Raw genomic sequence first — 11,873 nt, forward strand, 5'->3', positions numbered from 1 at the left:
CCTGGCCCAAAGCAGCCGTTTGCACTCGTGCGACTGCAACGACCGCTTCCACGATACAACCGTCGCTTGCGTCCTTGAGTTGATTGTCGCGTCGCTGGCCTTCGCAGTCGTCAATTTCCGCTGCCTCGAGGTCTTCACTCCAAGTGACCGCCTTCGTGACGAAACGAAACTCTGTACCGCGGGGCTTAGGGTCAACTTAGGAATACGACGCTCTTCCGACTGGCGAGGCCGGTCGAGGCATCCGGCTATTCTTCCACAAAGACCCTATAAGATTTATGTCCGACTAGTCCTTCGGCTTTTGTGACTTGCTGCAACAATACCCCTGCGAGTAACAAACGCACTATTCCCCCAGCGGCAACAGTGCCAAAAGCAGGCGCCGTAAGTCCAGACATTCGGTCGGTGTCAGTCTCGCAGTGAGAATGCGCTCGACCTCCTCAACACGTGGACGCAACGTTGCAAGATTTTTCTTGCCTTCGGAGGTAAGGAACAGCACATAGCTACGTTTGTCGATGGGATCGTCCGAGCGTTCGATCAAATCATTGCGAACCATGCGCCCGACGAGATCGGCGATGGTCGAACGGTCCACGTCGAGTTCATCGCCGAGTTGTCGTTGATTTATACCGGGCGTTTTCTGCAAGATTTCGAGCGCCGCGTACTGGACGCTCGTGATCTCGGTGGAGACTTCGCTGAGCCATACCGCTACGTGGCGCTGCTGGGCGCGGCGTACCAGGCTGCCCGTGAATTTCGAAAGCGCTTCAGGGTAGTCGTGTTTGGTTGGCAATTTCTAGGCGTTTAACGAGAAGGTGTGTTCGTTCGGAAAAGGGGCCGCAAAAACGCGTTCAATTCGGCGTAAGCGTCCAGCGGGAGTACATGCGCGACATACTGGTCCGGACGGACCACAACCAGCGCGCCCCGTTCGCGGTCGATGCCGCGCGCAGTGAAGATATCAGCTGATGCGTCGCTCGTAAACGCCTTCTCGTAGTCGATGAGGCCGTAGCGTCCCTTGCGCGGCAGCAGCAACTCGTGCAGATCTTCAAGTCGTACTTCGCGATGAGGCTGCTGCAACACGGCGCGCAGATCGAAGACGCTATCCGCATCGGCATCATCTGGCGTGACGAGACGCAAAACAGAATCGGGCGACGTGGCGAGATGTTCGCACAGCGCATTAAGCGCGGTCCCGCAAGCGTCCGAAAATGCGTACAGCCGCCAGCGACCGTCGGCGCGCGCAACGTGGCCGAGTTGCATCGGCTTTGCATCGGCGAGACGAATGACAGGCGACGAATGAAAGCGCGTGCCGATCGCGAAGCCGCTCGCGAGCGATTGAGATGTCGGTTCGCCCGTCAACGCACCCGGCCGATATCGCGCCGCGACGCCCGCCGTATAGCGGCCCGCGCGCACGAAGTAAGCCTGAAGCTCCGCGGGATCGACACCGCCTGCTTCGGGCCGATTGGGATCTATCGGCGGCGCGGCCATCATCGCGGACCATTCCTTGTCGAAGTCGATCAACTCTTGCGCAATGGGCTGGCGTTCATCGGAATACGTGCGCAAGAGTTCGATGTCGCTCAATCCTTGCAGCACTGCGCCGAGCTTCCAGCCGAGATTAAAGCCGTCCTGCATCGAAACGTTCATGCCCTGACCCGCTTTCGCGCTATGCGTATGACAAGCATCGCCGGCAATGAACACGCGTGGCTCGCGAGATGTTCCATCGGTGGCGATAGCGTCGTCGAAGCGATCGGTCAAACGCTGTCCCACTTCATAAACCGAGAACCACGCGACCTCTTTCACGTCGAGCGAATAGGGATGCAGAATCCGTTGTGCGGTCTGAATGATGCGCTCGACCGTGATCTGCTTGACGGTGTCGCGGTTCTCAGGCGTGACTTCGCCAAGATCAACGTAAAAGCGCGCGAGATAGCCGCCTTCGCGCGGAATGATGAGCAGATTGCCCTTGCTCGCAGACTGAATCGCAGCCTTCAGCCGGATGTCCGGAAAGTCGGTGACGGCGAGCGCATCCATCACACCCCACGCATGATTGGCGGCATCGCCGCGCAGCGTTTGGCCGATGGCCGTGCGCACGCGACTGCGCGCGCCATCGCAGCCCACGACATAGCGCGCACGCACGACGACCTTTTCATCGAGTCGCGCCGCGTCCGTGCGGCGTAGCGTGACGCGCACCGGATACTCGCCCTCGCTATCGCGTTGCACGTCCACGACTTCGAGATCGTAATCCGGCTCGAGCCGTTGCGCGGAACGGCGCATCACATCGAGCAGATAGTCCTGCACGCGCGCCTGATTGACGATGACGTGCGGGAACTCCGACATGCCTGTTTCGGTATCCTGAACACGTCCGGTACGCTTGATCGCGCCACGATCGTTTGCATCGGGTCGCCAGAAGACCGTCTCGTTGACCCAATAGGCTTCGCGCAGCAGGCGGTCGCTCAGGCCGAATGCATTGAACATCTCGACCGTGCGGCACGCGACGCCGTCCGCTTGCCCCATCAGCAACGGCCCCGAGCGACGCTCGACGATTCGCGTCGTGATCGACGGAAACTGCGACAACTGAGCCGCGAGCACGAGTCCGGCCGGACCGCTTCCGACGACGAGCACATCGACCGTATCGGGCATTTCGACGCGAGGCGCGCCATCGGCGGTTGGCTCGATCATCGGATCCCCGACGCGGAAACCGTTGAGATGAAATTGCATGATGTCTTCCTCCAATCAGTCTTGATTACCTTGGCGGCGAATATACTCCGTACACCAACTACTTAAAAGCGCTTCATGTCTTCATGGATGTTTACCCTGATCTCAGGATGCGCTTTGCGAATCTCCGTCGATTGGGATCATTTGCCCGGAAATGGAACGCCCGGCGTCGGATGCCAGAAAAACAGCGAGCGCCGCGATGTCCGCTGGATCTACAAAATGCTTGATGGACTGATTGGCGAGGGCATCCGCCTCTTCCTGCGCGGCGGTGCGGCCGCCGGCTGATGCACGTCCTGCCAGCACCTGCTGAATACGCGGACCTTCCACGGCACCCGGCAGGATCGCATTGACTCGTATGCCGAATTCGCCCAGCTCCCGTGACAAGGTCTTTGCGAATCCGATGAGCCCCCATTTGGTCGTTGCGTAGGGACTGCGGTTCGGGTAACCGAAGCGGCCGGCGAGCGACGACATGATGAGAATCACGCCCGCGCCCGATTGCTTCAGGAAAGGGATGGCCTGTTGCGTGACCATGAATGTGCCTGTGAGGTTCAGACGAAGCACAGCTTCCCACGCGTCCGGATCCATCTCCGCGACACTCGCGGTCGGTCCAGCAATGCCCGCGTTGTTGATCAGGACGTCCAATCCACCGAGAGCGGACGCGGCGTCCGCGACCATCCGCGAAGCCGCCGCGCGATCGGCGATGTCGCACACCGATGTCCTGACGCCCGGCAGTTGCGCCTGCATCTGTTGAAGCGCCGCTTCGTCGATGTCGCAGACAAAGACGCTCGCGCCCGCCGACACGAATGCTTCCACGATGGCGCGCCCTATCCCGCCTGCACCCGCCGTCACCAGCACGCGCCAGCCTTTTGATGTGATCATGAAACCCTCTTTTCTGACTTGGGTCACGCTCGCCGCTCAGTCGCAGGCAGCACGTATAAAGTCGGGCACGGGGACGGCCTTCAGCCGTCCATTGTCCTGTTTGATACACAACGCGCGTGTCGCGCGGCCCTCGCAAATCAGCGTATCGTTGCGGATGATTCGATGGCTTTGGATAAAGACTTTGCCTCGCCATTCCTCAATGCGGGTATGCACCTCCAGACTTTCGCCGTAGGTCGCCGAGGCGTGAAAGCGAGTGTGGACCTCTAGCAGCGGCGCACCGATGCAATGGGGTAGCGTTTGCATCAGCCGCCATGGTGGCAGGCCGCACTGTATAAAATAATCGTGCGAAGCGGCGTCCATCCAGCGCGAGAAGTTCGGAAAAAAGACGATTCCGGCCGGGTCGCAATCGCCGAATTGCACGTCGACACGATAGACAGTTTCTTTACTCACGGGCCTATGCTCCAGTTTCCAGTCCGATCATTGTGCGTGTCTTGCACCCGCAACACTGTCTCTGCGGCGACAGTTCGCATTGACCGCCGGGCGGGTGGCTCTGGGAGCAGGGAATGACCAGACAAAAGCGGATGGTCACTGTTTCGCTTACGCTCGACGAACTACTCGCACGGTCGCAGTGGTTCGAAAGGCTGGACGAACCCGTGAAGTCTCGCGTGCGCGCTGACGCGTCGGAGCGCGCCGTCGCCGCAGGTCAGACCCTCGGGCACCACGGCGAACGGCAACATGTGTGGTTCGGCATGCTCGAGGGCCTCATCAAGTGGTCGATCACCGCGCGCGACGGACAGTCGGTGACTTTAGGCGGACAGTCGGTAGGCAGTTGGTTTGGAGAAGGCACGCTGATTCGCAACGCGCCGCGCGAGTCCGATCTCATCGCGTTGCGCGACAGCCGCGTCGCGCAGATTCCACGCACAACGTTCAATTGGCTTCGCGAGCATCAGCCGTCGTTCAACGAATTTCTGCTGTTTCAGGTCAACGAGCGTTTGCACTGGTTCATGGGCGCCGTCGCCGCGCACGGATTGCTCGATACCGACAGTCTTGTCGCACGGGCGCTGGTGGGCATGGTGCAACCATTGTCCAATCCGAGCGGCCTGGGGCATCTGCCGATGTCTCAGGAAGAACTCGCCAACCTGGCCGCCGTGTCCCGTCAAACGTGCAATAAGGCGATGACCCGTTTCAAGAATGCCGGCCTCGTGCGCACTGAATACGGCGGCATCGTCGTGCTGGATTTACCTGGGCTTCACGCCTTGGCACGCTAGCGCCGCGTATCTTTCTTCGCGAATCGTTGCCGACGGCGTTCGCGCATTGCTTGGTGTTTACGCTGACTCCAACTGTCGCGCGATCGACAGTCGTGGAAGCGGTCGCTCGAAATAATGCGTGTCATACAAGACCAGGAGACACGCATGATGCCCGCTCGTCCGCTGCCCGCCGCCGCCGCGCTCGTCGAGAGCCCGACGAACCACATAGCCGAAGACGCCGTCTTTCGTAAGATCAGTTGGCGCGTCATGCCGCTCGTTTTGATCGCGTATGTCTTCGCGTTCCTTGATCGAATCAATATCGGATACGCGCAGCTGCAGATGAAGCAAGACCTTGCTTTCTCTGATGCTGTGTATGGACTCGGTGCGGGCATCTTCTTCGTCACCTATCTGCTGTTCGAGGTGCCTAGCAATCTGCTGCTCGAGAAGATAGGCGCGCGATTGACCTTCCTGAGGATCATGGTGCTGTGGGGCCTAACGTCCGCGGCGACCGCCTTCGTCACGGCACCGTGGCAGTTCTATGCCATCCGGTTGCTGCTGGGCATATTCGAAGCAGGCTTCTTCCCCGGCATCATTCTGTATCTGACGTACTGGTACCCGAGCCAGCGGCGCGGCCGTGTGACGGGTTTGTTCCTGTTCGGCATGCCGATCACGGGCGTCCTGGGCGGCCCGCTGTCGGGAACGATCATGAGCGGCATGGAAGGCCTTGGCGGCATGCATGGATGGCAGTGGCTCTTCCTCGTCGAAGGCTTGCCGACCGTTCTGCTGGGGTTCGTGCTGTACCGCATGCTTCCGAACGGGCCTGGCCGCGCGCCTTGGCTGAATAACGCCGAAAAAGTGCTGGTGCAGTCGGTCCTTGATGCCGACCACCGGGGCGAGGCAAAGGCTGGACATCATGGCAGGCTCGCCGCGGCGCTGGCAGACCCGAAAACCTACGTGCTTGCCTTCGTCTACTTCTGCTGCGCTTGCGCCGTCTACACGCTCACGTTCTGGCTGCCGACCATGATCAAAGGCCTCGGCATCGCCCCGATCGCGAGGATTGGCTGGTACACGGCAGTGCCCTATATCTTCGGTGCGCTTGGCGTACTCGCCATCAGCCGCAGTTCGGACCGTTTCAAGGAGCGTCGCTGGCATGTCGGTGGAACCCTGGTCCTCGGCGCGGTGGCTCTGGCCTCGACTTCCTTTCTCGGCACCGCAGTCGTCCCGGTGATGGTCCTGCTGTGTGTTGCCTCTTTCTTCATTTTTGGCGGCGGCTCGCTGTTCTGGTCGATTCCTCCGACCTACCTTGGGCGCGACGCAGCCGCAGCCGGTATCGCGGTCATCAGCTAACTGGGCATCCTTGGCGGCTTCGTCAGCCCGACGCTGATCGGCTGGATCAAGGGCGCGACGGGCAGCATCCAGATGGGTCTGCTGGGCTTGATCGCACTTGTCATTGGCGGCGGCCTGACGATCCTGCTGGGCCTGCCAAAGAGCGCGATCCGCGTTGGCCCGGGCGATGGCGCGAGCGCGCACTGATCGGGCAGTCATAGTCAATCCTGTCCTTTACCCATTTCTTCTCCGGAGAAGACCAGCATGAGCAAGCCCAAAGTGATCGTGACCGTCGCCCCGACGGGCGGCATGGCCAACAAGAAAATGAACCCGAACCTGCCGACACAGCCGCAGGAAATCGCCGACGACACCTACCGCTGCTACAACGCCGGTGCCAGTGTCGTGGCAGTACATGCACGGCGTCCCGACGACGAGGCCACCTGCGATCCTGCAATCTATAGCCACATCAACCGGCTGATTCGCGACAGGTGCGACATCATTCTGAACAACTCCACCGGCGGTGGCATTAACGGCGACATGGTTCGCGAACTCGACAACGGCCTGTGGGAAATCCAGTGGGAAGAACGCCTGAAAGGCATGCGGGGTGACGGCGTCGAGATGTGCACGCTCGATGCGCAGACCGTGATCGCAAGTTTCAACGGCAAGGAAATCCTGGTTGCGACGCCGCCCTCGCGAATCCGGCAGATCGCCGAGATGATGAGAGAGCGCGGCATCAAGCCGGAATGGGAAGTGTTCGGTCTTGCCGACATCGTCCAGGATGTTCAACGGGCCATCAACGAAGGCCTCGACGATGCCCCGCACTTCATCAATATCGTCATCGGTGCCAATGCCTTCCAGGGCGCATTGCCCTACACGCCTCGCCTGTTGCAGACTATGGTCGACCATCTGCCCCGCAACACCGTCTTCAACGTCAGCGCCATCGGCGCGGCGCAGTTGCCCGCCGCGATGAACTCGCTGTTACTCGGGGGCCACGTGCGCGTCGGGCTCGAAGACAACCTGTATTACAGGCAGGGCGAGTTGGCCACCAACGTGCAACTGGTCGAGCGGCTCGTTCGCCTGGTACGTGAGATGGGTTACGAGCCGGCCACGCCGGCTGAGGCACGGGAGATCATTGGACTGCGGCCGTTGCGCGAAACAATCAACGCTGCCTGCCTGGAGAGTTAGATCATGACAAAGCGAGCCGTCAACATCGCCATCGTCGGCACGGGCGTCATTGGCGCAGGCTGGGCGACACACTTCCTGGCGCATGGTTTCGCGGTCACGGCGACGGACCCCGCCAACGGGGCCGAGTCCCGCCTGCGCAACTGGATCGACAACTGTTGGCCTGTCGTCGAGAGACTCGGGCTGGCGAATGGCGCATCGCGGGAAAACCTGACTTTCACGACTGATGTGGGCGTGGCGGTGCGCGATGCGGACTTCATTCAGGAAAGCGGCCCGGAGCGGCTGGATGTCAAACACTCGTTAATCGCGGGCATCGAATCTGCCGCAAGGGCAGACGTGATCATCGCGTCGTCGTCGTCGGGGCTGGCAATCAGCGAGATTCAGGCAGGCGCGAAGCATCCGGAACGGATTGTCCTTGGGCATCCATTCAATCCGTCCCACATCATCCCGTTGGTAGAGGTCGGCGGCGGCAGCCTCACGTCTCCCGAAAACATAGCGAGAACGATGGCGTTCTATTCGTCAACGGGCAAGAAGGTCATCAGGATCAACAAAGAAGTCAAAGGTCATATCGCCAATCGTCTGCAGGTGGCGATATGGCAAGAAGCCATTAGTCTGGTACAGCGCGGGGTCGCCTCTGTGGAGGACATCGACGCGGCGATCTCCTACGGCCCAGGCCTGCGCTGGGCGCTGCTCGGTCCGTTTCTCAACCTTCACGCTTCTGGAGGCCCCGGTGGCATCACGCATGTGCTGCAGCATCTGGGTGTGGCCCAGCGCGAGTGGGCCAGAGACCTGGGCAGGTATCCGGAGACAGACGACTACATCGAGTCGATCGCGAAAGGCGTCGATACCGAATTGCAGTCGTACGATTTTCCAGAAATGCTTCGTCAGCGCGATCAATTGCTGGTTCAGCTACTGGAGATGAAGCGAAATCTTTCTCAGATTCCGTAGGTGAACGGAACCTGAAGCTGATTAGAGCTTGAACGCAGACCTTGGGCCGGAGGTGGCACACGTTGAAACTGCCATTCTTGCGACAGAAACCCGCCGGGCAGCACATGTAGCAGGAAGCGGCGCATGAACTCGCCGGCCTCAAGCGCCATGGTCTTGTAGCGCGTGTGCCCCTTCGCCCGGTAGTCCTTCCAGCGGAAGGTCACACCGTGCTCATCGAAAGCGATCAGGCGTTGATTGGAGATCGCAACGCGGTGCGTATAGCGTGAGAGGTACGCGAGCACGGCTTCGGGTCCCGTAAAGGGACGCTTGGCATACACGAACCACTCGCAGGCGCCAGCGGCGCGAGCCGCCGGGCGAAGGCTGCGGAATCGGTGAGCCGCGCGTGCTCGCCGAAGAACTGCAACTGGCCGCACCGGTGCGTCGCCTCGAGTGCTTCGAGGAAGCGGCGCCGAACAGGCGGGAGAGGACCCGCGCCGGCAGGAAGAAGCCGGGCCGACAGGCAATCCAGCGCTCATCTGAGAAGAGCAGTATCTGTCATGCAAAGTCTGTCGTTGGTGAGGCGCAACCCGGCGTTCGGAGGGATTGGCCGAAGCACCTCGGAATGGCCGACAAACCGCGCATAATTCCGGGGCGTCCGTAATACGTGCTATGGAAATATTTCTATAGCACGTATAACTGGTACTGGCTTGTCGACGGTCTGCAGGTGGCCGGTTTCGTGGTCCATCTGGCCAACACCACGGCGATCAAAAAATACGATGGGCTCAAGCGCAGTGGTGACGAAACCGACGCGCGTATCTGGCCCATTTACTGCGCCTGGGCATCCTTCCTACCGGCACTATCCTGCCGGTGAAACACCGTGAGGTGCGAGACCTCGCTCGCAGGCGCATGCAATTGGTGCGCAGCCGCACCAGCCACATCCTTGCCGTCGAGAACACAACGGCACGTCAGTGCGGCACGCGAATCACGAGCAATCAGGTCAAGGAACTGGACCAGGCTGCTGTCGACCAGCTGCATCTCCCAGACGACGTGGCGCTCGCGGTCCGCGCGAACGTCGCGGTCATCACGACGCTCCCCGATGCGCAGCAAAGCGGATCGCCTGCAACGCGAGCCGGCCCTGGATTGGTGCCGGATGTTTGGCAACCACGAGTATTGTGCGAACCCAATGGACGCATTGCGGCACCAACGTTCTTCCGGGGTGAGAAATCACCAGGGCGACGAGCAACCGTTGTAACGTCCATCGCTTGATCCTGATGGGTGTCTGGCGCGATCCGTCGCAGCCATGAATCGAAGAAACGGGTGCGATCGGCTACTGCATTCGGTTAGTGGAATCGAAATCGGCTGCTCAGGCAGTCGAGGGTATTGTTTGCTCACTTGACACCCGGTCCGCTAATGGGTGTCGACGATTTAGGTCAACACGTCGACTGGCCGCTCCTGGCCGAGAGCACGTATCGAAAATTTGCCCGGGAGCTCCGTCCGCCGCGAGAAATGGCCACTCGGTTCCCATTCTTCGTAGAGTGGAATGCCACGGGCGGCCGGGCGTTACTCCGGCTGCTATGTCCGCGCCACTGTGTCGGGCGATTTTTCCGACCATACGCTGGCGAGTGATGCGCACCTTCACACCTGCGGTGCAGGCACTCGTGGGTTTGATCATTGTGCCCTATTCGCGCCAGCTCGGCATGGACGGGACCGCATCGCCGTTGACGCAGATTGTGAACGATTTACCCGGTGGTGTTGAATGACTCAAATTGGCCGAACAGCGACGGATGGTGGTCGGCTCACATCGACTGCGGTCAATTGCACCCGGTCGCCGCCGATCTTCTTCAATCGCCTGTCCTGCGCCCGGATGGTTATTCGGGCTGCAGCCGTGCGGACGAGAGTGGCGCGCCATTGTCATATCCGATTTCACGGTCGAAAGGCTGCAGGCCGTCAGTCAGATAGATAGTCACTTTGGGCGTGGCGACCTTCGGGCGGACGCCCGGGCAGGCAATGTCGTCCGCGCCGGGGATGGTTATGGTCGAGGAGAATCGTTGTGCTGTGGCGATCACCGCCTGGTCAGCATGCGGACGATCTTCTGCACGATGAGCTCATGCGGCTCCAGCGCCTCATCGAGCGTACGTGCTCCGTAGCTCTTGTTGTCTCGCGCTTCTATTCCGGCGACGCGCGTCACGAACAGCGAACCTTCCCCGGTTTTCGGTTCGGACACACCGCGAAAGCGGGTGGTGACCGTCACACCGGATTCGTCCAGCAGCGTGCGGCGGAAAGTCAGTTCGTTCTCTGTCATCCAGCGCGACCACTCGCCGCGGTCGAACACCTCGACAGGTCTGTTCTTCGCATCGAGAACATAGAAGCGTTCCCTGCCGGACGGGACGGAACGTGATTTCATATTTCAATGCGAAGCCGTGAGCAGGAAGCCGATCACCTCCCGCCACCAGGTTCCGTCGACGCGGCCGATCCAGTCGTTATGTTCAGCTGCCTTCACCACTATCAGTTGTCTCGGTTCGGCCAGCGAGTTGTAGAGCGCTTCGCCGAAGCGCGGGGGGACGATGCTGTCGCGCTCCGCAACCACGACGAGAACAGGGCGCCCGAACGACGCCATATGGGTCACGCTGTCGTATCGGTCGCGCAGCAGCCATTTCACGGGCAGCCACGGATAGTGATAAGCGGCGACGTGCTCAAGCCGATCCCATGGCGTGATGAGCAGCAAGCCAGCGGTCTTGTCGCGTTCACGCGAGCCGGCGGCGGCCGCCACGCCGGCCCCGAGCGATTCGCCGATGAGCAGCAGCGGCGCGCCATAGAGCCGATGCGCCAGCGCGATGGTCTGTTGGGCATCACCGACCAGACTCTCTTCGCCCGGCGTGCCGTCGCGCGGCCCGTAGCCTGGATATTCGGCGAGGATCACGCGCAACCCGAGCCGCGTGAGCGCTGCGGCGTAGAACGAACGGTGTCCGGCATGCCCGGCATTGCCATGAAAGACGATGACGGTGGCGCGCACGGATGCGACGGGCTCGGCCACGAGGCCCCGGAACGCCTCAGGTGTCGGCCAGGCGCGAAGTACGCTGGAAACGACGTCCTCGGTTGCAGCCTTCTCAGGGAAGTAGATAAAACGATCCTGCAAGATGGCGGCTCCTGCGAATACAATCAGGCACAACGGTGAAACGCAACATCAACCCGGTGAATTTCATCGCCTCGAGCCCGATCCACTGATCGTTTCGGTGACGAACCCAGTTTAGCGTGCATTGGCCACCGCTTATGTCCATGCGTGTCGTCGCGAGCCACGCGCTGTCGGCGCCGGGAGGGACGGCTCTAAGGCAACGGGCAGTTGGCAACGACGCTCCCCCGCTTGCACAGTGAACCGTGGACCAGTCTTGTGCTGCATACTTCAGTGAATCACACCACCGAAAGCATCGACGGCGAGCGGCCTTGTCGTTTCAATATTGGACCGCTGTCGGCCACCATCGAAGTAACAATCGTCGGTGTATAGATTAACAACCGGGAGGATCAGGGACAGCGTAATGCGAAGACTCTGATGAGCATCCTCGGCGCGAGCGCGGCATCGTTGTGACGAGTTTCGACGGCGGCTGGCAAGGGCAGCGA

General features: G+C 60.7%; 12 protein-coding genes and 3 pseudogenes. 6 read left to right on the forward strand and 9 right to left on the reverse strand.

Translation table 11 applies throughout. From position 1 onward, the window contains the following. Window positions 1-340: 340 nt before the first annotated feature. From PQR32_RS41435 to PQR32_RS41450, 4 genes are all read right to left on the reverse strand, one after another. A complete protein-coding gene (locus tag PQR32_RS41435; protein WP_408241475.1) occupies window positions 341-781 on the reverse strand; it encodes a MarR family winged helix-turn-helix transcriptional regulator in 441 nt (146 codons plus the stop codon). Window positions 782-792: 11 nt separating this feature from the next. After that, window positions 793-2,700 (reverse strand): FAD-binding monooxygenase, encoded by a 1,908-nt coding sequence (locus PQR32_RS41440; protein WP_408241478.1) that lies wholly within the window; start codon window positions 2,698-2,700, stop codon window positions 793-795. A 102-nt stretch (window positions 2,701-2,802) separates the two neighbouring features. Next, window positions 2,803-3,576 carry an SDR family oxidoreductase gene (locus PQR32_RS41445; protein ID WP_408241481.1) on the reverse strand — a complete coding sequence of 258 codons (774 nt, stop codon included), beginning with the start codon at window positions 3,574-3,576 and terminating at the stop codon, window positions 2,803-2,805. Between the two features lie 36 nt (window positions 3,577-3,612). Further along, on the reverse strand, window positions 3,613-4,026 hold the full coding sequence (locus tag PQR32_RS41450) for an acyl-CoA thioesterase (RefSeq protein ID WP_408241484.1): 414 nt from the start codon (window positions 4,024-4,026) through the stop codon (window positions 3,613-3,615). 113 nt (window positions 4,027-4,139) lie between these two features. Here PQR32_RS41450 and PQR32_RS41455 point away from each other — a divergent pair, with 113 nt between their 5' ends. From PQR32_RS41455 to PQR32_RS41470, 4 genes are all read left to right on the forward strand, one after another. Continuing rightward, window positions 4,140-4,844: a Crp/Fnr family transcriptional regulator gene (locus PQR32_RS41455; protein ID WP_408241487.1), complete on the forward strand. Its 705-nt coding sequence runs from the start codon at window positions 4,140-4,142 to the stop codon at window positions 4,842-4,844. A 144-nt stretch (window positions 4,845-4,988) separates the two neighbouring features. Next, window positions 4,989-6,170, forward strand: a complete 1,182-nt coding sequence (locus PQR32_RS41460) for an MFS transporter (RefSeq protein ID WP_408241490.1) — start codon at window positions 4,989-4,991, stop codon at window positions 6,168-6,170. Between the two features lie 243 nt (window positions 6,171-6,413). Further along, a complete protein-coding gene (locus tag PQR32_RS41465; RefSeq protein WP_408241493.1) occupies window positions 6,414-7,334 on the forward strand; it encodes a beta-keto acid cleavage family enzyme in 921 nt (306 codons plus the stop codon). 3 nt (window positions 7,335-7,337) lie between these two features. After that, entirely contained in the window at window positions 7,338-8,279 is a 942-nt protein-coding gene (locus PQR32_RS41470) for a 3-hydroxyacyl-CoA dehydrogenase NAD-binding domain-containing protein (RefSeq protein WP_408241496.1), read from the forward strand. A gap of 86 nt (window positions 8,280-8,365) precedes the next feature. On the opposite strand, the pseudogene PQR32_RS41475 reads toward PQR32_RS41470, so the two are convergent. Next, window positions 8,366-8,789 (reverse strand): annotated as a pseudogene (locus PQR32_RS41475) (IS91 family transposase); the annotation flags it as partial. A 154-nt stretch (window positions 8,790-8,943) separates the two neighbouring features. On the opposite strand from PQR32_RS41475, the pseudogene PQR32_RS42290 reads away from it, so the two are divergent. Continuing rightward, window positions 8,944-9,350 (forward strand): annotated as a pseudogene (locus PQR32_RS42290) (IS110 family transposase); the annotation flags it as partial. A 533-nt stretch (window positions 9,351-9,883) separates the two neighbouring features. Continuing rightward, window positions 9,884-10,018 (forward strand): hypothetical protein, encoded by a 135-nt coding sequence (locus PQR32_RS41485; RefSeq protein WP_408241501.1) that lies wholly within the window; start codon window positions 9,884-9,886, stop codon window positions 10,016-10,018. A 108-nt stretch (window positions 10,019-10,126) separates the two neighbouring features. Here the strand turns inward: PQR32_RS41485 and PQR32_RS41490 are convergent, their stop codons facing one another. The 4 genes and pseudogenes from PQR32_RS41490 to PQR32_RS41505 all read right to left on the reverse strand — a co-directional run. Then, window positions 10,127-10,324: a hypothetical protein gene (locus PQR32_RS41490; protein ID WP_408241504.1), complete on the reverse strand. Its 198-nt coding sequence runs from the start codon at window positions 10,322-10,324 to the stop codon at window positions 10,127-10,129. Continuing rightward, the gene (locus PQR32_RS41495; protein ID WP_408241507.1) at window positions 10,321-10,662 is read right to left on the reverse strand and encodes a hypothetical protein; all 342 of its coding nucleotides are present in this window, start codon (window positions 10,660-10,662) and stop codon (window positions 10,321-10,323) included. Before PQR32_RS41495 ends, PQR32_RS41490 begins: the two co-directional genes overlap by 4 nt. A gap of 3 nt (window positions 10,663-10,665) precedes the next feature. Beyond that, window positions 10,666-11,461 (reverse strand): annotated as a pseudogene (locus PQR32_RS41500) (alpha/beta hydrolase). 197 nt (window positions 11,462-11,658) lie between these two features. Next, window positions 11,659-11,873: hypothetical protein (locus PQR32_RS41505; protein ID WP_408241510.1), on the reverse strand; the 215-nt coding region annotated here is incomplete at its 5' end.

Origin of the sequence: Paraburkholderia dipogonis, assembly GCF_046027395.1 — a bacterium.
Classification (GTDB): domain Bacteria; phylum Pseudomonadota; class Gammaproteobacteria; order Burkholderiales; family Burkholderiaceae; genus Paraburkholderia; species Paraburkholderia dipogonis_A.

Coding starts and splice junctions, on each gene's coding strand:
- PQR32_RS41485 (WP_408241501.1), top strand. CDS start 9,884: ATGCGCACCTTCACACCTGCGGTGCAGGCACTCGTGGGTTTGATCATT.
- PQR32_RS41470 (WP_408241496.1), top strand. CDS start 7,338: ATGACAAAGCGAGCCGTCAACATCGCCATCGTCGGCACGGGCGTCATT.
- PQR32_RS41440 (WP_408241478.1), bottom strand. CDS start 2,700: ATGCAATTTCATCTCAACGGTTTCCGCGTCGGGGATCCGATGATCGAG.
- PQR32_RS41445 (WP_408241481.1), bottom strand. CDS start 3,576: ATGATCACATCAAAAGGCTGGCGCGTGCTGGTGACGGCGGGTGCAGGC.
- PQR32_RS41455 (WP_408241487.1), top strand. CDS start 4,140: ATGACCAGACAAAAGCGGATGGTCACTGTTTCGCTTACGCTCGACGAA.
- PQR32_RS41495 (WP_408241507.1), bottom strand. CDS start 10,662: ATGAAATCACGTTCCGTCCCGTCCGGCAGGGAACGCTTCTATGTTCTC.
- PQR32_RS41460 (WP_408241490.1), top strand. CDS start 4,989: ATGATGCCCGCTCGTCCGCTGCCCGCCGCCGCCGCGCTCGTCGAGAGC.
- PQR32_RS41465 (WP_408241493.1), top strand. CDS start 6,414: ATGAGCAAGCCCAAAGTGATCGTGACCGTCGCCCCGACGGGCGGCATG.